25 protein-coding genes and 1 tRNA gene are annotated in these 24437 nt (G+C 41.9%); 9 read left to right on the top strand and 17 right to left on the bottom strand.

The genetic code is table 11. The features are described 5' to 3' along the window. The 8 genes from DOZ58_RS15080 to DOZ58_RS15045 form a co-directional block, all read right to left on the bottom strand. The gene (locus DOZ58_RS15080) at nt 1-696 is read right to left on the bottom strand and encodes a DUF1638 domain-containing protein (RefSeq protein ID WP_111889052.1); all 696 of its coding nucleotides are present in this window, start codon (nt 694-696) and stop codon (nt 1-3) included. 22 nt (nt 697-718) lie between these two features. Then, the gene (locus tag DOZ58_RS15075; protein ID WP_111889051.1) at nt 719-1423 is read right to left on the bottom strand and encodes a GntR family transcriptional regulator; all 705 of its coding nucleotides are present in this window, start codon (nt 1421-1423) and stop codon (nt 719-721) included. 27 nt (nt 1424-1450) lie between these two features. Beyond that, nucleotides 1451-2101 (bottom strand): B12-binding domain-containing protein, encoded by a 651-nt coding sequence (locus tag DOZ58_RS15070; RefSeq protein ID WP_111889050.1) that lies wholly within the window; start codon nt 2099-2101, stop codon nt 1451-1453. A 572-nt stretch (nt 2102-2673) separates the two neighbouring features. Continuing rightward, the gene (locus DOZ58_RS15065; protein WP_111889049.1) at nt 2674-3303 is read right to left on the bottom strand and encodes a B12-binding domain-containing protein; all 630 of its coding nucleotides are present in this window, start codon (nt 3301-3303) and stop codon (nt 2674-2676) included. Nucleotides 3304-3501: 198 nt separating this feature from the next. Then, nucleotides 3502-4122 (bottom strand): molybdenum cofactor guanylyltransferase, encoded by a 621-nt coding sequence (locus DOZ58_RS15060; RefSeq protein ID WP_162624544.1) that lies wholly within the window; start codon nt 4120-4122, stop codon nt 3502-3504. A 140-nt stretch (nt 4123-4262) separates the two neighbouring features. Next, on the bottom strand, nt 4263-6938 hold the full coding sequence (gene fdhF, locus DOZ58_RS15055) for a formate dehydrogenase subunit alpha (protein WP_111889047.1): 2676 nt from the start codon (nt 6936-6938) through the stop codon (nt 4263-4265). A gap of 373 nt (nt 6939-7311) precedes the next feature. Next, the gene (locus DOZ58_RS15050; protein WP_111889046.1) at nt 7312-9528 is read right to left on the bottom strand and encodes a heavy metal translocating P-type ATPase; all 2217 of its coding nucleotides are present in this window, start codon (nt 9526-9528) and stop codon (nt 7312-7314) included. Nucleotides 9529-9552: 24 nt separating this feature from the next. Next, on the bottom strand, nt 9553-9864 hold the full coding sequence (locus tag DOZ58_RS15045) for a metalloregulator ArsR/SmtB family transcription factor (protein WP_111889045.1): 312 nt from the start codon (nt 9862-9864) through the stop codon (nt 9553-9555). 179 nt (nt 9865-10043) lie between these two features. Between DOZ58_RS15045 and DOZ58_RS15040 the strand changes: the two genes are divergently transcribed. Continuing rightward, nucleotides 10044-11201 (top strand): uroporphyrinogen decarboxylase family protein, encoded by a 1158-nt coding sequence (locus DOZ58_RS15040; protein ID WP_111889044.1) that lies wholly within the window; start codon nt 10044-10046, stop codon nt 11199-11201. 12 nt (nt 11202-11213) lie between these two features. After that, nucleotides 11214-11366, top strand: coding sequence for a hypothetical protein (locus DOZ58_RS18585; RefSeq protein WP_162624543.1), 153 nt, complete (start codon nt 11214-11216; stop codon nt 11364-11366). 94 nt (nt 11367-11460) lie between these two features. On the opposite strand, the gene DOZ58_RS15035 is transcribed toward DOZ58_RS18585, so the two are convergent. Beyond that, the gene (locus DOZ58_RS15035; RefSeq protein ID WP_111889043.1) at nt 11461-12288 is read right to left on the bottom strand and encodes a deoxyribonuclease IV; all 828 of its coding nucleotides are present in this window, start codon (nt 12286-12288) and stop codon (nt 11461-11463) included. Nucleotides 12289-12469: 181 nt separating this feature from the next. Between DOZ58_RS15035 and DOZ58_RS15030 the strand changes: the two genes are divergently transcribed. Further along, a complete protein-coding gene (locus DOZ58_RS15030) occupies nt 12470-12997 on the top strand; it encodes an HdeD family acid-resistance protein (RefSeq protein WP_111889042.1) in 528 nt (175 codons plus the stop codon). Nucleotides 12998-13033: 36 nt separating this feature from the next. Here the strand turns inward: DOZ58_RS15030 and DOZ58_RS15025 are convergent, their stop codons facing one another. Continuing rightward, on the bottom strand, nt 13034-13837 hold the full coding sequence (locus tag DOZ58_RS15025; protein WP_111889041.1) for a ZIP family metal transporter: 804 nt from the start codon (nt 13835-13837) through the stop codon (nt 13034-13036). A 222-nt stretch (nt 13838-14059) separates the two neighbouring features. Here DOZ58_RS15025 and DOZ58_RS15020 point away from each other — a divergent pair, with 222 nt between their 5' ends. The 5 genes from DOZ58_RS15020 (at nt 14060) to DOZ58_RS18725 (ending at nt 17198) form a co-directional block, all read left to right on the top strand. Continuing rightward, a complete protein-coding gene (locus tag DOZ58_RS15020; protein ID WP_111889040.1) occupies nt 14060-14344 on the top strand; it encodes a hypothetical protein in 285 nt (94 codons plus the stop codon). Between the two features lie 415 nt (nt 14345-14759). Continuing rightward, nucleotides 14760-15518 (top strand): hypothetical protein, encoded by a 759-nt coding sequence (locus tag DOZ58_RS15015; RefSeq protein WP_111889039.1) that lies wholly within the window; start codon nt 14760-14762, stop codon nt 15516-15518. 214 nt (nt 15519-15732) lie between these two features. Next, nucleotides 15733-16554: an ion transporter gene (locus DOZ58_RS15010; protein WP_111889038.1), complete on the top strand. Its 822-nt coding sequence runs from the start codon at nt 15733-15735 to the stop codon at nt 16552-16554. Nucleotides 16555-16778: 224 nt separating this feature from the next. After that, nucleotides 16779-16943 (top strand): hypothetical protein, encoded by a 165-nt coding sequence (locus DOZ58_RS18580; RefSeq protein ID WP_162624542.1) that lies wholly within the window; start codon nt 16779-16781, stop codon nt 16941-16943. A gap of 111 nt (nt 16944-17054) precedes the next feature. Next, complete coding sequence (locus DOZ58_RS18725) at nt 17055-17198, top strand: hypothetical protein (protein ID WP_204355422.1); 144 nt, start codon at nt 17055-17057, stop codon at nt 17196-17198. Here the strand turns inward: DOZ58_RS18725 and DOZ58_RS15005 are convergent, their stop codons facing one another. The 5 genes from DOZ58_RS15005 to DOZ58_RS14985 form a co-directional block, all read right to left on the bottom strand. Beyond that, nucleotides 17199-17450: a Txe/YoeB family addiction module toxin gene (locus DOZ58_RS15005; RefSeq protein WP_204355421.1), complete on the bottom strand. Its 252-nt coding sequence runs from the start codon at nt 17448-17450 to the stop codon at nt 17199-17201. A 14-nt stretch (nt 17451-17464) separates the two neighbouring features. After that, nucleotides 17465-17704: a type II toxin-antitoxin system Phd/YefM family antitoxin gene (locus DOZ58_RS15000; protein WP_111889036.1), complete on the bottom strand. Its 240-nt coding sequence runs from the start codon at nt 17702-17704 to the stop codon at nt 17465-17467. Between the two features lie 278 nt (nt 17705-17982). Continuing rightward, nucleotides 17983-18058, bottom strand: a tRNA-Val gene (locus DOZ58_RS14995). 53 nt (nt 18059-18111) lie between these two features. Next, entirely contained in the window at nt 18112-18816 is a 705-nt protein-coding gene (locus tag DOZ58_RS14990; protein ID WP_111889035.1) for a GntR family transcriptional regulator, read from the bottom strand. 13 nt (nt 18817-18829) lie between these two features. Then, nucleotides 18830-19459 (bottom strand): B12-binding domain-containing protein, encoded by a 630-nt coding sequence (locus DOZ58_RS14985; RefSeq protein ID WP_111889034.1) that lies wholly within the window; start codon nt 19457-19459, stop codon nt 18830-18832. Nucleotides 19460-19676: 217 nt separating this feature from the next. On the opposite strand from DOZ58_RS14985, the gene DOZ58_RS14980 reads away from it, so the two are divergent. Further along, entirely contained in the window at nt 19677-21671 is a 1995-nt protein-coding gene (locus DOZ58_RS14980) for a fructose-1,6-bisphosphatase (protein ID WP_111889033.1), read from the top strand. A gap of 60 nt (nt 21672-21731) precedes the next feature. Here DOZ58_RS14980 and DOZ58_RS14975 read toward each other — a convergent pair whose 3' ends face one another. Beyond that, nucleotides 21732-22508, bottom strand: a complete 777-nt coding sequence (locus tag DOZ58_RS14975) for a formate/nitrite transporter family protein (RefSeq protein WP_111889032.1) — start codon at nt 22506-22508, stop codon at nt 21732-21734. A 133-nt stretch (nt 22509-22641) separates the two neighbouring features. Continuing rightward, nucleotides 22642-24318: a formate--tetrahydrofolate ligase gene (locus DOZ58_RS14970; RefSeq protein WP_111889031.1), complete on the bottom strand. Its 1677-nt coding sequence runs from the start codon at nt 24316-24318 to the stop codon at nt 22642-22644. Nucleotides 24319-24437: the final 119 nt, after the last annotated feature.

Here is a 24437-nt window from a genome sequence, read left to right as displayed (position 1 = left end):
TCACATTTTAAATGTATTTGCACAGGATGCCACCATACATTCCACCCCAAAATCATCCTTGGTAACTTTAGTTCCTGCTTCAATCACCGCCACCCGATGATCCCAGTTAAGGGAAAGAAACATTTCCAGCAGTCCCACATCCCCCTGGGTGATAATAAAATCCAATTTCAGAACCTGGCTTAAATGTCTGGCGCAGTGCGTCCAATTCTCCAGATTATAAGCACCGGAATCAATCATCATTAGGGTTTTATAATTCTTAAACATAATTTCCATAATCACTTCTGCCCGTTTAGGACCATACTTATTAATGGCATAATGATATTCTTCTTTTAAAGATTTTTTCCCCATCATCCACCCTTTGGTAATAAAATAGGTTTCCCCCCGGATGGATTTGAGTTTATCTTTATTGTGGAGCAGCATTTGAATGCAATCTTCAGCGCGTAACAAGGCCAGCCTGGCGTGGTCACTTTGCAATCCAATCAGTGCTTTTCCGCAGTTTCCGTAACCCAAAAGGATCATATCGTAGTCCTGATGGTTATCGATCTCTTTTTGTAGTTCTAAGTTTAGCACATCCGGGTTGTTATGAAGTTCTGCACTCATCCAAATGGTATCATAATTAATGTCGGTATTCTTCATCGCTAAGCTCATCTCATCCTGAATCATCCCACATGCAATTAATAAGATACTCTTTTTCATTCTATACCTCAGTTATTCATAACTAATCGAAGGAGGCAACTGCCTCCAACCCGGAATCATCACCCGTAAAGTACATAAGTCCCCATCCAATGGGGTGATCTTTTTCATCCAGTAACTTTTGTTCCACCACTAAAACCGGATCACCGTCCATGATATCAAGCACCTGACTGACTTCTCCTTTTGCGGCCATTGCTCGAATTTTGAGCTTTTTACTCATCGCAAAAATGGAGTTCTTTTTTGCTACCATCTCGGGAAATGTAGCATAACGAATCTCTTTTTCGACAATCGGAATACCCCGATAATAAGGAATATATTTGACATCAAAGGCCTTAACCACCCCATCGCTGACAAAGACCCGTTTCACCACAATGACGTGTTTATTTTCCGGAATTTCCAGATTGAAACCCACTTCATAACTGGGTTTCACCACATTTACTTCAATCAGCCGGATTTCCTCGCCTTTTTTTTCAGTTGTCATCATTTCGTCAAAATGAAGTGTATACGAATCCAGATTAGGCTCACAAACATAGTTGCCTTTACCCGGAATGGAGTAGATATAACCCTCATTGACAAGAACAGCTAGCCCTTTTCTGACTGTCATTCGACTGACATTAAACTCTTCGCAAAGAAGATTTTCTGATTGTATGGCATCACCCGGTTTTATTTCTTCACTGGTTATTCTATGTTTTATTGCATCAACTATTTTTAAATATTCGGGGGATCCCATTTTTCTACCACCTTGGTCTATTTATCATTATTTTTTTTGCCCGTTTTTTTCGATCATCCACAATTTGCATTTTTCGACACCGGTCATTACATCTTTGGTTGCAAAATCTGCGCCGACAATCTGTGCTGCTTTTTCATCAATGACGGCACCGCCGATAATCACGCGATAATTATCACGGATTCCCCGGTTGACCAATTCGCAAACAACCGCTCGCATTTCGTAAATGGTTTCTTGTTGCATCCCGCTCATTCCGATAATATCGGGCTTGGCGGTTTCAATGGCGGCGATGACCTGATAAAGGGAAGCATCGGTTCCTAAATCAATGAGTTCAAATCCCGCGGTTCTGGCAAATGACCCAAAAATATTTTTACCGATATCATGGCAATCCCCAGATACTGAAAAAAGTAGCAATCTGCCGATTTTATTTTTAGGCGTTACCTTCGTAACTTCCTTCAGCTCTTCCAGTTCCATCACTTCCTGAAAAATAATCCCGGCAAAAATTAAATCAGCGATAAAATAGTCACTGGTTTCATATAGCTTACCCACCCGCTCCATTCCGGTTTGCAGCCAATCAAAAATATCAATCGGTTTAAACCCTTTTCGAAGAGCAATTCGAACGAGCTCCAGGGTTCGATCTTCATATAATCCTTCAATGGATCTTACAATGCTATGTTTCATAATTTAAGTTTCACTCCCTCAAAGGTGTAGATTTAATATCACTGCCATGTTCGGTCGCCATGCCTTATCTTAATGATCACACCTGGAATTACAGATCTGCAATTTCTACAATTCTTTTAATTATAACCTAAATTGTTTTTTTTGATAATAGTATAATTAAAATAAATCTTATATTTTTACGATTTAAAGTTTAGCGGCCTTTGCTCTTCAAAATTGAAGTGCAAAAACCAATAAAAGCACCTGAACAAATGCCCAAAACAAACATTTTCAATCGTGGCGCTGTGGTCCGGTTCTTTTAGAAACCCTTTTTATGGCTTCGCTAATTTCTGCCGGGATCAAAAATTATTAGACGTTTTCCACCTTCAACATTTTCCGATTCTCTTGAAATCGTTTGTCGAAATTATACCATACTTATATCGACCTGTATATACAATTATCTACAAATCTACTGCTTTAGGATAAAAGCGGCTGTCTTTTTGATATAAAAAAAGGATAAAAAGCCGAGCTATTGCTCTTCTACTTATCCTTAATAATCTATTTATTTTTAGGTTGTACCGACATTCCTATCGGAGTTACACCCAACCCTGACAGATTTTTACACCTTCAGCGGCATTAGTCGTAAACTGGTCAGCACCTACATACTCACAGGATTCTTTCGTGACCGGATTTCCGCCAATAATCACTTTAACATTAACACCCGCTGCTTTTAGTGCATCCACGGTTTCTTTCATGGAGTCAATGGCCAATGTTAAGACCCCGCTCATTCCGATGATTGCCGGTTTGCAGTCTTTGGCTTTTTCAACAAAGATCTCTGGTGCCACATCGATTCCCAAATCAATCACTTCAAAACCAGCCGCTTCAGACATACTTTTAAAAATATTTTTCCCGATATCATGTAAATCGCCATGAACTGTTCCGACAATGATGGTGCCCGCTACAGCCGAATCTTCACTTCCTAGAACGGGCTTTAAAACATTGATTGCTTCGGTTAATAATTCTCCGGCAAAGATCAGATCGCCGACAAAATATTCACCTTTTTCAAAAAGATCGCCTACAATTGCCATACCACCTTGACAAGCCGCAACTGCTTCTTGTGCTTCAGCTTCTGAAGGATTTGTCGCTACGAAATCACTTAATAATTCCATTACATCTTCTTCTTCTAAATCTCCAACTGCCTGCGTTAAAACCTTTAAATCCAGCATTTTAATACCCTTCCTTTGAAAAAAAATCATCTCATAAAAAACTTGTGTGACATGTGTGTACATGTTCGTATTCATATGATACACCTTAACGGACTCATTGTCAAGTAAACGCTATCAATTTATTGTTGTTTTATTTAAGTGCCGACCAAACCTTATCCATCCTAAACCTTAACTTCTCGACACATCGATTGTACTAATTTAACCTCGTCTAACACTTTTTTTATTTCTGAGATGGTCTTTTAATTCTCTCGGCGTGTTTAGATTACAAAACATTTCCCATTCCGGGCTGTAAAGCCGCCCCATTGACTCATCGATATAATATAGCTTTTCCTTTTCAAAACATTTGTAGATGCTCTTTCTTCCGGTGTCTAAAAATGTTTTTATTGACGGTAGTAAATCCACCTTATAAAAGGCATTAAACGGTTCAATCCATTCTTCAAAACGCGTCACACAACCCGAGATGTCTGGATTTTCGGCAATTATTTTTTTCATATAGGATACATAATCACTGTTGTAAAATGGCATATCACAAGCCGTGACATAAAGATATTCAGACTTTGACTGTAACAGCGCTGTATAAATTCCTACTAACGACGCCGATAATTCCAGTGCATCGGGATAGACACCCCTTAAACCTTTAATACCCGGAATATCGTCCTGGGTACAGCCAATCACAATGATATCCTCAAAGTCCGCAGACAGTTGATTGACAATCAGTTGTAAGATATTTTCCCCGCCCACACGCAATTTTTTCTTATCATATCCCATTCGCCGGCTGAGTCCGCCAGCAAGGATTGCTGCAGTTTTTATTCGTTCCACGACCATCCTCCTGTGCAAATTGGCACCCTGTCATCTTATTGAATCTTTTGATTCCTGCCGCGAAAATTAATAACCTAAAAAAGGGGAGCTTTCGCACCCCTTCAGTATTGCAAAAATTTTAGCTTTATTTAATACTTTTTCTATTTTGTGATTCGAACTTTTGACACTTTCAATGGTGGAATTTTCGCAATGGGATCGACCGCACCACCAGTTAAGCAGTTTGCTCCACCATCACCATAATGGAAAGGCATAAATAGATTGTTCTCCATGATCCCATCATTAAAACGCGTTTTGGCAGAAACACTTCCCCGAGGTGAGGTAACATGAATCATATCACCTTCTGCAATTCCATATTCCAAAGCTTTTGCCGGATTGATTTCAACAAATGCATCGCCTGCAATCGCTTCAATTCCTGGTGTTCGTTTTGTCATGGTTCTTGTGTGGTAGTGTTCAAGAATTCGGCCCGTCATTAATATCAATGGGTATTCGTCATCAGCCTGATCTTCTGGCGGGATATAATCAGCAATCATAAACGCACCCAGTCCTCTTGTGAATTTTCCGGCATGAAGGAATTTTGCACCTTCAGAATCCTTACTCAAACACGGCCATTGAATACGATCACCATTACTTAGGCGTTCATGCGATACTCCGGTATAACTTGGGGTTACTGACGCAATTTCTTCCATAATTTCTGAAGCACTGCTAAAATCAAAGCCCTTAGCACCCATTTCTTTTGCTATCATCCCAATAATTTCCCAGTCATTTTTAGCAACGCCCGGGGCATCAACGGCCTTTCTCAACAACTGAATACGTCGCTCTGTATTTGTAAATGTTCCATCTTTTTCAGCATAAACATGGGCTGGTAAGACAACATCCGCATATTCAGTGGTCTCAGTCAGGAAAATATCCTGAACGACGATGAAATTGGCATTTTCCAGAGATTCCTTGACATGATTGGTGTTGGGATCTGAAACCATCGGATTTTCACCCATAACATATAAAAACTTAATCGTTTTATCCCCTACGCCGTCAATAATTTCGGTCAAGGTTTTGCCTGTGTTTTGCGGCAGTTTTGCGTCCCAGGCCTTTTCAAACTTTTCAACCGCTTCAGGGTTTGCTGTTTTTTGATAACCTGGCAAATCACCTGGCAGGGCTCCCATATCACAAGCTCCCTGAACATTGTTCTGACCGCGAAGCGGATTTACGCCGCAACCTTCGCGACCAATTTTTCCGGTCAGCATAGCCAGATTGGCAGTCGACATAACCCCGTCCGTGCCGGTACTAAACTGCGTAACACCCATGGAATAAAAAATTCCACCACGATCCTTTGTTGCATAAAGAACGCCTGCTTTTCGCATTTCCTCTGGATCAACGCCACATATTTCAGCGCATTTTTCGACCGTGAGCGTATCCATAAATTCTAAAAATGCCTCAAAACCTTCAGTTCGTTCATTAATAAAGGTTTTATCTTCAAGACCGGCATCCAAAATGGCCCGCATCAGTCCATTAAATAAGGCAACATTTGTTCCTGGTTTGATCTGTAAATAAACATCGGCATAATTCGCCAGTTCAATCTTTCGTGGTTCAGCAACAATCAAAGCTGCTCCCTGAGCTTTTCGTTGTTTTATTTTTGCACCGATAACAGGGTGTGTCTCGGTTGTATTTGAACCTGAGACAAGTATCACGTCCATAACGTCGATTTCTTCGATACTGTTGGTCATGGCACCACTACCAAAGGACTTAGCCAAGCCAGCAACTGTGGAAGCATGACACAAGCGGGCACAATGATCGACGTTATTTGACTCTCCTACCGTTCTGATAAACTTCTGGAAAACATAATTATCTTCATTGGTGCAACGTGCCGATGACAATCCGGCCACTGCCTGTGGACCTTCTTGCTTCGCTTCTTTAAGCTTTTGAGCTACTAATGAAATTGCCTCTTCCCAGCTTGCTTCTTGCAAAACGCCATCTTTTCGAATCAACGGCGTTGTCAATCGATCGGGACTGCTAACAAAATCATAAGCAAAACGACCTTTTACACAGAGCAAATTATCGTTTACATTTCCCTCGGTGCTGAATACATCGGTAATTTTATTATCAACTACTTTTAAATTCAAGGTACATCCGACACCACAATAGGGACAGACTGTTTGAACATGTTTGGTGTAGCCAAACGGCTTAAACTTTTTAGGTGCCAGCGCCCCGGTTGGACAGACAGCAATGCAATTTCCACAACTGACACAATCGGTATTACCTCTTGGCAAGTCACCGAATGTTTTAATAATATTATCCTTTTCAGGATCGAATCCCGCTAAAATATGACTGCATTGTAAATGATCACATGCTTTTATACAGCGGCCACATAGGACGCACTTACCTGGATCATAAAAATAAAACGGATTAGAATCATCAATTTGTCGATCGGCATACCCTTCTGTTCCCACCGCCTTGTATGTATCAAAGTCGATTAAATTTGCATTGTTTTCCACAAAGAAACATGTCTCATATTTATAACAAGCCATGCAATCAAATTTATGATCGACCATCAATGCTTTTAGTGCCTGACGTCGCTCGTTTCTTACTACAAATGTGTCGGTATAAACCACCATACCTTCAGCAACTGGAGTTGAACAGGCTTTTTCTAATTCCTTTGAACCGACTACCTCAACCAAACACATCCGACAGGTTCCATCCGGACTGAAATCTTTAAAACTACACAGGGTTGGAATTTCAATGCCAATGGAACTCGCTGCTTTTAAAATTGTTGTTCCAAGTTCGGCACTGATCGCCTTCCCATCAATTGTTAAATTAACCATTTTTTTTCCCCTTTCTTTGAGTAATTCCAATTATATTCGAAAAGGAGTCATTTGTCATTGATACTTTTTTAACATCTTGTTTTTTTTACATTTAGTATTTTGTCAGTCGCTGTCATGCTGACACTGCCGAATACCCTTGTTATTCACTATTTCAAGCAGATTCGACGGCGCTTTGTACCGCTCTTTACATAACTAAATTATTCTACTATTTTTTCTTTTCGGCTTTTTTAATAATTTGACGATACTTTATTGTACTTAATCTGAGAAAACCGGTTCTTTAAGTTTCTTAATCTAAAAAAGAACAAAAAAGGTCAACTGCACTCAACCCTTTTTGTTCAATTTTTAACGACTATTTTTTTTAATTTGGCCTTATTTATCTGTTCTTCTGCCAGAATCCCCGATATTTTAAAATCCGGGTCGTATTTAGAATGGTTAAAATCGCAGCACCTACATCGGCAAAAATAGCCAGATACATTTCACCCATGCCAAAGAAGGTCAGCGTAAGCACGGTGATTTTAATGCCAAGTGCCATCACAATATTCTGAATCATAATCCGTCTGGTGTATTTGGCAATATCCACTGCTTTGGTAATGTCCATCGGATCATCCTTCATCAGAATGATATCCGCAGCTTCAATGGCGGCATCGGAGCCCAAAGCTCCCATTGCGATACCGGCGTCAGCCATGGCCAGAACCGGTGCATCATTCATACCGTCACCCACGAAAATGGTTTTACCATCCTTGTTTTCGACCTTTATTTTTTCAAATGCGGCCACCTTGTCCTGAGGCAAACAATCGCCGATCACCTCGTCCAGCATCAGTTTTTTCCCAACCTGGTTGGCAACGCCAGCATTGTCGCCACTGAGCATCACTGTTTTTTTTACGCCAAGTCGTTTTAACCCCTGTAAAGCCGATAAGGCATTATCCTTGATCTGATCCCCTAATACGAGGTAACCGGCCAGTTTGCCATTAATGGCGATATAGACAAGGGTTCCCTCTTCATCGCTGTCGGCAATCTCAATCTGATGATCTCGCAGCAGATTTCTGTTTCCAGCCAGGATCACCTGATCATCTACCTGCACCTGGGTTCCTTTTCCGGGAATTTCAGCGTAATTTTTTAACCGGGTTTCATCGACATCCTGCTGGGCATAAGCCGTGATGGCCTTGCCGATGGGATGGTTGGAATAGTGTTCCCCGGCTGCAGCAGCCACCAACAGCTCAGTTTTTGTAAATCCTGTCGCTAACACGGTTTTGATCACCTTGAATTCGCCCTGAGTCAGGGTTCCGGTTTTGTCAAACACAAACACATTACTCTGATAAAGAACATCCAGATAATTTCCACCTTTTATCAAAACGCCTTCCTTGGATGCCCGGCCAATGCCCCCGAAATAACTGATCGGTATCGATAACACCAGGGCACAGGGGCAAGAGACCACCAGAAAGATCAGACTCTGATAGAACCAGGTTTCCCATGACGCTCCGGGAATAATAAGTGGCGGAATGATAGCCATGGCAACGGCTGAAAAAACCACAATGGGGGTATAGTAACGTGAGAAGCGGGTAATGAATTTTTCAGTCTTACCTTTTTTATCGCTGGCTTCTTCAATCAGCTGCATAATTTTCATGGCGGTGGAATTTTCATAGTCTTTGGTAACCAGAACTTTTAGCACCGCATTGCCGTTAATCATTCCACTAAGAATCTCATCACCCTTTTTTACTTTGCGGGGGTAGGATTCGCCGGTGAGGGGGGAGGTATCCAAATGAGAAACCCCTTGCATAATGATTCCATCGGCAGGGATTTTTTCACCCGGCTTGATTACCAGAACATCCCCCACCTTGACTTGTTTCGCATCAATGACAACCTCACCCTCGGGTCCAACCCGATTGGCAGTGACGGCATTAAAGCTAATCGTTTCGGCGATGGACCGCCGGGCATTATCCACGGCCCGATCCTGAAAAAATTCACCAATACCGAAAAAGATCATAACGCCAGCGGCTTCCGGCCACTCGGTTAAGACCAGAGCCCCAAATGTGGCAATGGTCATCAGAAAGTTTTCATCAAAAATCTGACCATGTCCGATATTTCTAAAAGCCAGCAAAATAACCCGATAACCAGCCAGCAAGTAGGCACCCAGAAAAACGCCAATACTGACCATTTCCAGATCGGCCGGGAGAAACGCCTGCAGTACAAAACCTAACAGAAATAATCCAATCGCAGTGGTGAGTTCATACTTCTGCCGTTTATCCATATCTCCCAGAGCCCCTGTATGCGAATGTCCCAAAGACTGGGATTCTTCCGCCTGATGGTGACCATGACGGTGTCCATGGTCATCTCCATCACAGCTACAGGGCTCGGGCACTACCAGCGGTTTCCGATTTTGGGAAACCACCACATGCGGTTCCAGGGAGTGGACCAGTTTCACAACAGCATCATAAGTTTCTTCCCGTGCGAACCCTTCATCCTCCTCTATAACCAATGATCCCGTCGCCAGAGATATACTCGCTTCCCTGACATTTGGCATTTTGCCAACCAGCTTTTCAATTTTTCCTGCACAATTCGCACAGTTGAGTCCTTCTAAAAATACTTTCACGCTGCTAACCTCTTTTCAATATACCTAGTGATGACTTAAATGGGTAATTGTTAATAACACAATCACTTCCACATGGGCGTCATCCAGGTGATAAAATTTCATTTGCCCGTCTTTTCTATAACTGATGATCCGTTTATCTTTTAAGATCCGCAATTGATGCGATACCGCTGTCCGACTGACATCCACCAGGCTGACAATATCATTCACACACAACTCGCCATTTTCAAACAGCGCGCTCACAATTTTTATCCGGGTGGGATCGCCCAGCACCTTAAAAAATTCGGCAACCTCAAACAAGGTTTCTTCGGTATGATCGTTTTTCAAAACTTTATCCATCTTTTCTCCTTAATATGTGAACACTTGCTCACTTATTGACACTATAGTAGCATATTTTTTTTCTGCAATCAAGCACTATTTTCAACTTTTAAATTGTTGACAATTGTCAAAAATAATGATAATTTGAACACATATAATATTTTAGAGGATTTTAGTTCAAAGGATAAAGGTCGATATAAATGAGTGATGCCAAACGATTATTGGATCAACGATTGATTCGTATTGAAAAAGCAATTAAACTGGAAAAACCAGACCGGGTCCCCATTTTTGCCTTAAACGGCCCCGAGGTGGCGGTGGATTATTGTGGTCGTCATCTCAAATCGGCCACCTGGAACCTGGAAATTGTTAGAGAATGTCTGCCTATTTACTACCAGGATATGAAGGTAGATGCGGCTTCTTCAACTTTCTTACGTTGCCCGGGGATGTATACAACCATTGGTTCCCAGAATTTCGTTCCGAACAAAGACGGGTTTATGCAACATCCCGAGGTCTGTGGTATGCTGGCCAGCGAATACCACGAACTGATTAAGGATCCCTTCAAGACCCTGGTGGATAAGGTCCTCCCCCGGCAATATAAAGCCTTTGATCAGCCCGGCGGGTTGGGTGGACTCAATCTAGCTAAAGGTGCCCTTAGTTATATGCGCCACACAAAACTCCTCCGGGAAATTGATGCTCACTGCAGTACCACGGTGGGAGTCTCAATTATTACGGACAATATGATCGAAGCACCTTTTGATTTTCTGGCAGACCAGCTTCGCAGTTTTATGGGGATCTCAGTGGATATGCATCGTTGTCCCGAACTGGTGGAGCAAGCCTGCGAAGCCCTGTACCCGCTGATACTTCGTTGGGGGGTCACTGGCTATTCCGGACCGCCAAAAAAAATCCCGGCTATCTTCATGCCTTTGCATATGCCTTCATTTTTAAATCCCAAGCAGTTTGAGCGTTTTTACTGGCCCAGCTTCTCCCGTCTGGTCAATACCCTTACTGGCATGGGCTATACAGTAATCTTGTTTATTGAAGGAAACTGGTCAAAATTGTATGACTATCTGGGGAGCTTAAACCCGGGTGTGGTGGGAATTTTTGAATATGGCGAAATGAAGACCATTAAAGAAAAGGTGGGTAAGACCATGTGCATCATGGGCAACTACCCTATTGAAGCCTTGAAATCCCAGTCTACCGAAGCGTGCCTTGACATTGCGAAAAAGATGCTCGACGATGGGGCTCCCGGAGGCGGTTATATTTTTACCACTGGTAAATCAATTCTCCGTGGAAAGGGATTAGATCTGGAAAAACTCCAGGCAGTTCATCAATATGTAATCGATCACGGAAGCTATTAAGAGAGGTATCATATGGAAACCATCAAATCTGACTATCTGGACTATTTCGAAACCTATGCGGCCCGACATCCGGAAATAACAACAGAAGATGCTGCGATTATGGCTGATCCCTGGGATGTCAATGAGGATATGCTATTGGGTTATGTGTTGTCTTTGTTGATTTAATAAAGCATCTGGCCGTTTAATTATAGCGCAAAAAAGCAGCGATGGATGTCCATCGCTGCTTTTTTGGTGTTGTAATAAAATGATCTCAAGACAATCAAAAGGATCGCACTAATTCAATTTCCTTTTGATAATCCCCGGTATCCTCCTGAGGCGTTTCCAGAAAAAAAGGTAAATCTTTCAGTTGGGGATGGGTTACAATCCGCTTAAACGTATCAATCCCCAGGGTCCCAAAACCGATTTTTTCATGGCGGTCCTTATTGCTGCCAAAGGGCATCATGCTATCATTTAAATGGATACACTTCAAATAATTAAGGCCAATGATCCGATCAAAGGCTTCGAGCACGCCATCCAGATTTCCCACCAGATCATAGCCACCGGAATAAACATGGCAGGTATCCAGACAAACTCCGATCTTATTGGTTAAGGCCACCTGATCAATGATCATTTTTAATTCTTCAAAGCGACTGCCAATTTCAGTCCCTTTTCCTGACATGGTTTCTAAAAGCACCGTGGCTTTCTGCTCTGGCCACATTTCCTCATTAAGAATTTTAGTAATCCAGGCAATCCCCGCCGCAACCCCTTGGCTAGTGTGGCTACCAGGGTGAAAATTATAGAGTTCACAGGGCAGTTCTTCCAAACGCATCAGGTCTTCTTTAAAAACCATCCGAGCAAATTCTCGGGTTTCTTGTTTAGCCGAACACATATTAAGCGTATAGGGTGCATGGGCCAGTAAAGGGCCAAACCCATGATTATCCATTATCTGCCGAAGTCCGGCCACATCATCGGAGTCAAGGGCCTTGGCCTTTCCACCCCGGGGGTTTCGGGTAAAGAACTGAAAGGTATTGGCCTCAATTTTCACGGCTTCTTCACCCGCTTTTTTAAATCCACCTGCAATAGACAGGTGGGGTCCAATCATTAACATTTTTTGTCTCCTTATAATTTTATTGCCATTTAATATCTTTTTATGAATCAAATTTTCTCATTTATTTTTCGTGATTCCCAAAATTCTACATTTCTTATAATTAACTTGATTATTCTATCTTAATATTGTAAAATACCCTTGAACTCATTAACTCTAAATTTAATTTTGAAAGGAACAAAAGATGAATGATTTTCTAAAAATGTCCAAAACATTGGGGATTATTGTTGCCCTTCTGATGATCGTCCTCGGCGGCCTGATCTTTTTTGCACCGATGTTCGCAGCCCAAATGATTATGTGGTTTTTTATTGCCGGTCTGCTTATTTTCGGTATTTTTCACATCATTGTATTTGCCAAAAGTACGATTAAAAATGGCTGGAGTCTGACCTCGGGTATCATGGCCGTATTGCTGGGGGTTCTGCTGATTTTCTCAGACCCATTATCCCGGGCCAGTACACTCGCGTTTATGCTTGCCTTTATTGCTTTATCCACCGGAATGAATCAGATCGCTGCCTCTTCCGTAATGAAAAAGCAAGGTGCCACTGGAACTGGCTGGTTACTGGCTTCAGGAATCATTAACATTTTCTTATCCATTTTCCTGATTTTCAACCCCTTTGTTATGCTTCTGGGCTTTGGCATCATCGCCGGGGTTTATCTCATCGTTGGAGGAATCGCCCTCTTTGCCGAAAGCATGTCTACCCATATTTTATAAATTTAAGGATGTCTACATGTAGACATCCTTATTTTTTTACCCTAGAGCAACATCTAAAATCATCATTAAGGTAAAACCGAACATGACACCGATGGTGGCAATATCCCCTTCGTGGCCCAACCTGGCTTCGGGAATCAGTTCTTCCGCCACAACATAAATCATGGCACCAGCTGCAAAAGCGAGCGCAAAAGGCAGCATCGGCGCAACCAGGACCACTGCCGCAGCACCAATCACCGCTGCAATAGGCTCCACCATCCCTGAAAACTGACCCATTAAAAAGGCTTTTCTTCGGCTCATATTCTCACGCCTTAAGGGAATCGATACTGCTGCTCCTTCAGGAAAATTCTGAAGACCAATCCCCACTGCCAGCGACACGGCACCGGCCAGGGTCATCGCCGATGAACCGGAAGCCAAACCGCCAAAGGCGACCCCCACTGCCAAACCTTCAGGAATATTATGAAAGGTGATGGCTAAAACCAATAGCACACTCCGTTGCCAGGAGGTTTTGATACCCTCCCGGTGATTCGTACCTGGATGGACGTGAGGTAAGATCTTATCCACAATCCACAGAAAAAATCCGCCACTCAGGAAACCTAATGACACCATCACATATGCCGGCATTTGGCCGCCCTCGGCCATCTCAATGGCCGGTGCCAGCAACGACCAGAAACTGGCAGCGATCATAACGCCAGCCGCAAAACCAAGCATAGCATTTAACACCTTGATATTAATTTCTTTAAAAAAGAATACCAGAGATGCCCCCAGGGCAGTTACAAACCAGGTAAACAACCCGGCAAATAATGCCAGTAAAACTGGCGGATACGCCAATAAAAATTCCATTTACTTTCCTCACTTCCTTTCGACTTTGATAGATAATTTTAATCATTCTTATTTATTTATCAGTATACTATAAATAGGCATGAAAAATCCATTCTTTTTAATACCCTTCATCTTGAAGTTTCTTGCTGATTTTACAAATAAACCTTGTTTATTTCAGCTTGCGCTTTTATAATTAATTTATCAGCTCAATGTGGCTGAAATAACGCAAAAGAAGGTAATACCATGAAGAAAAGCGAATTAATTACAGTCTTTAACACGGTACAGGAAAAATTTGAAGATGCCGTTACCGAAGAATTTTTTCTTCAACGTCTGCAACCTTATGCGGATGAAGATGGCTTTGTCGATTACCACAAATTAGCTATGTTCGCCCATAATGAGTCCCTTGCCTCGGCAAAAGGATTCTTTTTCGAAATACTTTCTGAGATTCTAGTGGATGAAGACGATGTCGTTCTTGAAGAAGACCTTGGCGAAACCACCGTTGAATCCCCTGAACCAACCCCTGAATAAGAGCCAGGTGCTCCTCTTTTGACGCTCTCTTCCCTCACTATATTAGCGATTATGTCTTAAAAGGCCGGACAGAAATTTTTTCTGTCCGGCCTTTTTTAAAACAAGAATCGCGATGGTGGGAATCGACCGCGTTATAATGAATTCTGCTAATCAGACTAATTAAAAAAGGTTCTTGCTAGTAATTGTACCTGGTTAAGACCGAGTTTACCTGTCCCAGCAAAATGGTATAAATTTCATCAAACAGATACCTAGCTGTTGTTCTTCGTAATTATCTGTTTATGTGATTATCCCGCTCTTTCCAGGGTAAACAAAAGAGTAGAAATATTAGGATTTGGTTGTCGCTTCGAGCGACACAGCAGGACCTCACTAATTTCTAATATTCTAGTCGAATTAAACGAAAGGATGGGTTAGTCAAATGAAAAAAAGCAAGTGCTTACTGATGTTTTTTGTAGTGCTGGCGATATTCATGCTCGCAGGCTGTGGCAATAATGATGCTGCTAAAACCGATGAAAGCCAAACAAACGGAGAAGAAACAACTACCTTGAATGAAGCTCTCAGTGGTGCGGAACTCCTGAAAAGTTTGAATTTCACTTATCCGGATTCCCTTAAAATAACTACTAAAACTACCGTTACTGACAGCCTAGATACCTCCTCTACCACCTATACCAAAGGAGATAACTACCGGATGGAAATGGAATTACCAGAAGTCGGCAATCAGATTACCATCTATAATGCCGCTCAAGGGATAACCTACCAGTATACCGAAGGCCAAACCACCGGGTTCTCTTTCAAGGATCAGGAGATGACCTCCGATTTAGGAAATTTAAACATGGATGAAGGAATTACCAGTATTGATGAACTTACCGATGTTTTTCCTGACAACATGATCGCCCGGGTAGAAACCCTGGATGGCGAGAAAGTGATCTATATCGAAACCACCGAAAATGACGGTCAGAATGGCACGATCGATATGCGCATGTGGTTTTCCACCCACTTTGGAGTACCGTTGAAAACTGAGATTATTAGCAATGGCACTGTCACCATGAGTTCTGTAGTTACCGACATTTCGGCCGATAATATTTCAGACAGCCAGTTTACCCCACCAGCGGATGTTGTGTTTACCGATTTTTCATCCATGAATATGGATGATCTGACAAATATCCCCAGCCCATGATTTAAGTGAAGTTGATCTTACCTCATTTATCCCTTACAATACCTGATTAAAATCCCCAGCTCCCACTGGGGATTTTGGTTTTCTATAATATTTTTTTGCTGACGCAACTTGCTGCCTTGCAATACGCTGGCGTACACTCTTGGAACACATATGCTATAATTAAATCATATCACCTGAAGCAGATTCATTGGAAACGATTATATGGGAGGCTCTAATGGTAACATACCCTAAAGACTGGAAGCAAAAGCTGAATCAGATCATCAACGGCATTGATACACCCCTGGGCCGTGCCTTTGATATCGCCTTGATCGGCTCCATTTCGATCAGTTGTTTTTTAATTATCATTGACAGTGTCGCACCCATCCACGTTGTTATGGGGACTGTCATTTCACTGTTGCTGAATTTTTTTCTGCTTATTTTTACCCTTGAATATGTCCTGCGACTGATTGTAACACCAAAAAAACGGGACTATCTTTTAAGTTTTTATGGCATTGTGGATTTTATTGCCATTGCGCCTATTTATCTCAGTTTTTTTGTTTCGTTTGGCAGTTTTCTCCCTATTGTTCGCATCCTTCGTCTATTTAGACTCTTTAGCGTCTTTAAAATGGGTCGCTATGTTGATGAATCGGGTGCCTTGTTAAAAGCTCTTCGTGCCAGCAAAACAAAGATTAGCGTCTTTCTCTTTACCCTTTTGTTTATTGTCATTATTGTAGGAGCATTGATGTATATCATCGAAGGCCCTGAGCATGGCTTTGTCAGCATTCCTGAATCCATGTATTGGGCCATTGTAACCATCTCAACCGTTGGGTACGGGGATATTTCTCCTCAAACCGAGATGGGCAAATTTCTTGCCAGTGCCCTGATGCTGGTGGGTTATGGCATCATCGCTGTACCCACCGGTATTATTACCAGTGAGCTTTCTAATGCTTCAAACAAGAAAGAACCTCTGACAGATCAAAAATGTCCAATCTGCGGCAATTCAAAACATGCCAAGGATTCCCAGTACTGCAATCAATGTGGTAAAAAGCTGACTTAATTAGAATCGATTATGACAATCGGTTAAATTTAGATTATAACTAAATAAAAGCCATTTGCATACATTCAAAAAGTTCGGAAGCTATCTAATTTGCGGGAAATCCGCGGGAAAAATCATGTCTTATTGATCTTATTTTAGTCATTCTTAGCAATCGTATAAAGTGATTGTATATCCTCACCAATATGGATATAATAATATTAACCGATGGAAAGGAGATGTTTCAAATGTCACCATTGGCAAAAGAACTGGAAATTAATTTAATTGAACAGGAAAAACACTTATTCAAAGAACTTGATATAAGTATTGATCAAATGGAACAAGGACAGGCCATTTCTTTGAATGAATCAATCGCACGGATCAGGGAAAAACTGAAAATCCATGAAGTATAGGATATTACAAACGCCTGAAGCCGAAAATGATATTTTACAATTGGCAGACTATATGGTTAACACGCTAAAAAAACATAAAGCTGCAATGATTTTTTGAACCGATATTATCAAATGACGGAGCGTCTGGAAACCTTCCCCTTTGGCTATCGAGGAATCAGTTTTGAATATAGAGGTTATGAAATCAGGCTAAAACCTTATGATTCTTATCATATTTTCTTTATCGTTGATACCAATAAACGGACGGTGACTAAATAATTAAAACTCATAATGTGTCCACATGCTGACAATCACAACCTTTTGCTCTTCATCCACCTTATAGACCAGCCGATGCTGCCGATTAATTCGCCGAGAATAAAGATGTCTATACTCACCACTTAATTTTTCATAGGATGGTGGGTTTTGGTAGGGGTTGCTCTCTAAAACCCTCAGCAACTGTTCGACTTTCTTCTTGATCGCAGGCTCTTCTTTAATTTTGTCTTTATCTTTTTTTGCTGTTTTTGAAATCATTATCTTGTAACTCGCTACCACTCAAAATCCTCACAATCCTCGACTGTCAACTTAATCCCTTCATCCAAACGCCCTTTCATGCCCGGAACACTAAGCAAATAGAGTGTTTCCTGCATACTGTTATAGTCTTCTTCGCTCAGAATAATAGCATTCCCGTTTTTCGTATTGACGTTGATCACATCATTATACTCAACAGCCGCATTTAAATACTCAAACAAATTCTTACGTAAATTTGTAGCGTTGATCGTTGTCATCTCTCCTCACCCCCGATTTTATGTACATTATAACGTACATATATCAGGAAGTCAATCAAAATTCAATATAAAATGTTACAAAAACAGGGCAGTCAAAAGACTTAACTCTTAATCCCCCTATTAAACCTAATACCGGTTCTTATTAATGTGTTCCTGATATACCGACATCATCTGCTGATATTTGTAGACAGTGTAAAAATGATTGCGGGAAACGTGCGTGAATTCTTAAAAAAGAGTAAAATAAAAAGCCTCCGAAAGAGGCTTCAATACTTAATAAATGGTGATCCCGAATGGACTTGAACCATCGACCCCTACCATGTCAAGGTAGTGCTCTGCCAGCTGAGCTACGAGATCACTTTTGCTGCTTGATCATTTTACATGAATCTTTTCAAAAAGTAAAGCCTTTTTTAAAAAGTTGTTTCCGCAGTGAGGTTAAAGTAATTTCGTTTGATATAAAATTCATTGTAGCTGATGGGCATATTGTCTTCCATCGAAATAATATTCTGAGATACTAAAAAGCAACAGTCGTCATGATCAATCTGCAGATTTTCTCTTACTTCCAGCGGCGGATGGACGATATCGATGTTTAAAATCTTCTTATGCTGAAACTGGAGCTTTCCCTTTTCCATAAAACCATGAAAATTGGCAAAATTAATAACGTCTTCAACAATTGGATTCCCTTTCTGATAAGGCAAAAAGATGGTTGAATACTGAATCGTTTCATTTTTTATTTTTACTGCCTTTTGAATTTTAATAACCTTTTCAAACGAGCCGATTTTAAGCTCCCGCATCAGTTTACGGCCGGGGGTGATAACCCCCACGCTCACCAGCTTGACCTCTTCGACTTCCCCTTTTAAGCTATCAATTTCGTCAAAATAAAACTGGTACTGATTGGCCGTTGGTTCACACACATAGTTGCCTTTACCAGGGATGGTGTAAATATATTTTTCGTTGACCAGCAACGCCAGACTTTTACGCAAAGTAGTCCGACTGACATCAAACTGCTCAGACATCTCATTTTCAGATGGCAGCAAATCTCCAGGTTTCAGGATGCCTTTTTCAATTTTCCCTTTGATGTCATTAACGATATCAAGATACAGAATTTTTCTCATTGCCCATCACCATTCATTTCAAAAGCCATTGCTTGCAGATGTTTACTCCTTCGATGGCATCGCTGGAGTAATCGTCGGCGCCTACATATTTCGCATAGTCCGTTCCTGCCAATGCCCCTCCCAGAATAATTTTCACTTCATCACGAAGCCCCTGGGCAACAATTTCGTCAATGACTTCTTTGATGTTCTCCACCACCGAGGTAAGAATCCCACTGATTCCCAGAATGGCTGGTTTTTCTTTTTTAATGACTGCGATAAACCGTTCAGTGGAGACATCTGTCCCTATATCAATAACCTCAAACCCCTCGGCCCGTAACATACTGATAAAAATGTTCTTGCCGACATCATGGATATCGTCAAAAACCGTTCCCACTACAATTTTCCCCAGGCTTTTGCCATCGATTAATTGGGTGCTGTCCATGCCCATCATACTGAGCAAGTTAGACACTAACTCACCAGCCATAATCAGGTCGGCAATATAATATTCCCCTTCTTCGTAACGGACTGCCACCCGTTGCAGGGCAAAATTCAACTGAGTTGCAATGTCTTTCTTGTCTTTTCCGATTTCAAGCTCGGCTGCCACCAATGTGATTGCCCGTTTTTCGTCAATTGCCTCAACTGCAGCAATAATTTTTGTCTCCATCTATTTCACCTGCTCGTTTAAAACTAATATTTTTAGTCATTTGCCCGGTCTTTTAACCAGATCAGGTATGTTTGTCTATTCTTTTATTTTATCACTTAATTGGTCTTTTGTCTTTACCTGCAAAAGATATTTTTTAATGGCTTTTTAATGCTTTCAAGTGTATAATCAGGACGAAAACATTTACATTTTTAATTCGAATTTAGAAATAGAGGTCGAGATGAACAGTTATACAAAAACACAACTCCAAGAAAATCAAAAATATCTGGAACTCCTTTCCCAAAGCTTTCCCAACATAACCAGCGCCGTGGGTGAGGTGGTCAATTTAAAAGCGATTCTAAATCTCCCTAAAGGAACCGAGCATTTTCTAACCGATATTCACGGTGAACATGAAGCCTTTAACCATGTGATGCAAAATGCTTCTGGTGCCATCAAACGCAAGGTCCACCAGGAACTGGGGAACACCATAGCCTTTGAAGAATTGGAAGAATTATCCACCCTTATTTATTATCCTGAAGAAAAAATTGATCTGATTAAGAAGGAACGAAGCCGGGAATCCCTGGATAACTGGTATAAGCTGACTATTTACCGACTGGTTAAGGTCTGCCGGGCAGCGGCCTCAAAATACACCCGTTCCAAGGTACGAAAAGCTCTGCCTAAAGATTTTGCCTATATTATGGAAGAACTGCTTCAAGAAGATGAACACCGGTTTAACAAACGGGAATATTATCAGGAGATCATTGAAAGCCTGGTTAAACTGGAACGCGCCCAGCACTTTATTGTCGAGATTTCCGGGGTTATCAAACGGTTGACCATTGATCACCTGCATATTATCGGTGATATTTATGACCGGGGCGCCGGTCCCGATGAGGTCATGGACACGCTAATGCGTCATCACTCCCTGGACATGCAGTGGGGCAACCATGATATTCTCTGGATGGGTGCTGCTGCTGGCAATGCCGCCTGTATTGCTAATGCAGTGCGAATCGCCCTACGTTATGCCAACATGGATGTACTGGAAAACGGCTATGGTATCAATTTATTGCCCCTGGCTTCCTTTGCTAACCGGGTCTATAATGACGACCCCTGTGCCAAATTCGCGCCTAAAATTTCCGACAATCACACCGTCTCCGACCAGGAAACGGCGTTGATGGCCAAGATGCACAAAGCCATTGCCATGATCCAGTTCAAGTTGGAAGAATGCATGATCGATAATCACCCCGAGTACCATATGGAAAAGCGACAACTGCTCCGCCACATTGATTTTGACAATGGCACCGTGAATGTCGAGGGAACTGTTTACCCTCTTAATGACATCAACTTCCCCACCCTCAATCCGGCTGATCCTTGTGTCCTGTCAGAAGAAGAAACCCTGGTGATGGATCGCCTGGTTTACGCTTTTCTCCATAGTGAAAAGCTCCAAAAACATATCCGTTTTATGTATGCCAAAGGCAACATGTACAAGGTTTTTAATGACAACCTGCTCTTTCATGCCTGTGTGTTGTTAAACGAAGATGGCAGTTTCAAAGAAAAAGAAATTGATGGAAAGCTCTACTCCGGCAAAAGTCTGATGGATAAATTCGATCAGATGGCCCGGGAGGCTTACTTTGGCAAAACTGATAAAGACGAAAACCCGACCCGAACTGATTTTCTCTGGTTTTTGTGGTGCCATCAAGATTCCCCACTATTCGGAAAAGACAAGATGGCCACCTTCGAGCGTTATTTTATTGACGACAAGGTGCCCCACAAAGAATACCACGCCCCCTTCTACCTGCTGATCGATGATAATGAGGAACTGGCCCGAAAAATTCTGGTGGAATTCGGAGTTGACCCCGATCAGGGACACCTGATCAACGGTCATATTCCAGTAAAGGCCACCTCCGGGGAAAGCCCGATCCGGGCCAAAGGCAAGCAGTTGGTCATTGACGGCGGCTTTGCCCGAGCTTATCAGAAAACCACTGGTATTGCCGGATACACCTTGACCTACAATTCCTATGGGTTGATTCTGATCAGCCACGATCCCTTTGAATCCGTGGAAAAGGCGATTTCAGATGGGGTCGACATCAAATCCACCTTGATGGTCGTGGAAAAAACCACCGAGCGAAAACGGGTTCGCGATACGGATACCGGAAAAGCTATTATGTCTCAGGTTAACGACTTGGAGATGCTAATCACTGCCTATCGCAAAGGACTCATCAAAGAAAAGCAATACTAAGGCAAAAAAACAAACCCCAGTTAACTGGGGTTTGTTTTTCATTGCAGATATCTTTATTGGCTATTGTGCTTTTTTAGCATAAGTAAAATGATAACTAACAGGAATGATAATTGCGCCACCGATAATGTTACCAAAAGTGACCGGAATAATATTATTCAGAAAAGCTTGTGCCCAGGTTACATCCGCACCACAAAAAATTCCCATTGGAATAAAAAACATGTTGGCAACACTATGTTCGAATCCAGATAGTACAAAAAGCATAATAGGAAACCAGATGGCAAAAATCTTACCAATGATATCTTTAGCGCCGGATTGCATCCAGACTGCCAGACATACCAGCATGTTACAAAAAATTGCTCGGATAATTACCGGCATAAAGGGAATCGCTACCTTTGCTTCAGCAATACCAATAGCTTTAGCGCTCATGGCTTCACCATAGAGACCACTTTGTGATAATAAAAAAGCCAGCAAAACCGATCCAACCAGGTTGGCCGCCCAAACGACACCCCAATTACGTAACATCGCGCCCAGAGTAATTTCTTTTTTGAAAACCGATAAGGTCATCAGGTTGTTTCCGGTAAATAACTCAGCCCCACAGATGACCACCAGCATCAGCCCAACCGGGAATACGCCGGCTCCGATGAGTTTGGCAATGGTAGCTTCAAAACCGGTGCCCGCTCCGGCAAGAATTATAGTAAAGCCATAAGCCCCAAATCCAATAAAAACGCCAGCAAAAATACCAAGAACAATCATTTTTCCGATTGGCAATTTGGCTTTATTATTACAACCTTTAACCATGTTATCACAGATTTCGACAGGACTAAAAAAGTTATTCATGTTTTTCTCCTCTTTCAAGTTTTTATTCTTAAATTTTTACTACGATTGATTAATCGTTCACACTTGACTGTTTTAAGTAATCAATTAAGAGGAATCCCGAAGGATCCCTCAATTTTTCTGATTCCAGTTATCTCTAGAATAAACCTGCAATTACGCCGTTTTCATCAACATCAATTTTTTCTGCGGCAGGTACTTTTGGTAACCCGGGCATTTTCATGATTTCGCCGGTCAGGGCAATAATGAATCCCGCTCCGGCGGAAATATTAACCTGTCGAACCGTTACTCTAAATCCGGTTGGACGGCCCAGTTTGGTGGCGTCATCGGTTAAGGAGTACTGGGTTTTCGCCATACAGATTGGCACCTTGTCAAAGCCGAGAGCCGTTAAGCGTTCCATTTCTTTGGTCGCGATTGGGGTAAAGTCTACACCATCGGCACCATAAATACGGGTCGCAATCGCTTCAATTTTTTCTTTGATTGGCATATCCAGTTCGTAGCAGTATTCGAAGGTGCCTTCGCTTTCGTCAATGAGACGAACAACTTCCCGGGCCAGCTCTTCGCCGCCCTCGCCACCTTTTGCCCATACCTGGGAAATCGCCACGTTAACGCCAAGTTTCTGGCATTCGTCTTTTACTAAGGCTAACTCGGCTGGGGTATCCAGTGGGAATTCGTTGATCGCAACCACGGCTGGCAATTTAAAGACCTGGGTGATGTTTTCAACATGTTTTAATAAATTTGGCAGACCGGCTTTTAAAGCCTCCAGGTTTTCGTTATTTAAATCGGCTTTGGGTACTCCACCATTGTATTTAAGAGCTCGAACTGTGGCTACAATAATAACCGCATCTGGTTTTAAGTTGGCCATCCGGCATTTGATATCGAGGAATTTTTCAGCCCCAAGGTCAGCGCCGAAGCCACCTTCGGTAACCACATAATCAGCAAAATGCATCGCCATACGAGTGGCAATCACGGAGTTACAACCGTGGGCGATATTGGCAAATGGTCCCCCATGAATAAAGGCCGGTGTGCCTTCTAATGTTTGTACCAGGTTTGGTTTTAAGGCATCTTTTAACAAGGCTGCCATCGCACCATTCGCTTTTAATTGACTTGCCGTAATGGGATCTCCAGCAAAGCTGTAGCCAACAATAATGCGGCCGAGTCGTTCTTTTAAATCAGAAATATCACTTGCTAAACAAAAGGCCGCCATAACTTCAGAGGCAACGGTAATATCAAATCCATCTTCACGGACAACACCGTCTCCCGATCCACCTAAACCATCAACGATGTTTCGCAGCTGACGGTCATTCATGTCAACACAACGTCGCCAGGTAATTTTTTTAGCATCAATTTTCAGTTCATTGCCTTGTTTGATGTGATTATCAAGCATTGCGGCCAATAAGTTATTCGCTGCTCCGATCGCATGGAAGTCTCCGGTAAAATGAAGGTTGATATCTTCCATCGGGACAACTTGGGCATATCCACCGCCGGCAGCTCCGCCTTTAACACCGAATACGGGTCCTAATGATGGCTCTCTCAAAGCCACCAGGGTGTTCTTGCCAATTCGTGATAAACCATCGGCAACCCCGATTGTGGTGGTCGTTTTTCCTTCACCGGCTGGTGTTGGATTAATGGCGGTAGTTAAGATCAACCGTGCTTTTTTGCCCGTTGATTTCTTTAACAGGTTATAGTCAACCTTTGCTTTATACTTACCGTATAAATCCAGATCATCTTCCGTTAAACCCAATTTCTTTGCTATCTCACGGATGTCCTGTGGGGTAGCCTCTTGTGCAATCTCAATGTCTGATTTAAATCCCATTTTTTTCCTCCAATATTTTTTTAAAAATTTAAATATCTGATCTCAATAAAAAATCAGATAATTATTAAACAATTTTACAACTACTTAAAAAACGTTTACATGCTTTTTTACTGTCACTC

Origin of the sequence: Acetobacterium sp. KB-1, from assembly GCF_003260995.1 — a bacterium.
GTDB lineage: Bacteria > Bacillota > Clostridia > Eubacteriales > Eubacteriaceae > Acetobacterium > Acetobacterium carbinolicum.
The sequence above is the reverse complement of the archived record's forward strand: the minus strand, read 5'-3'. Positions and strand labels throughout refer to the sequence as shown.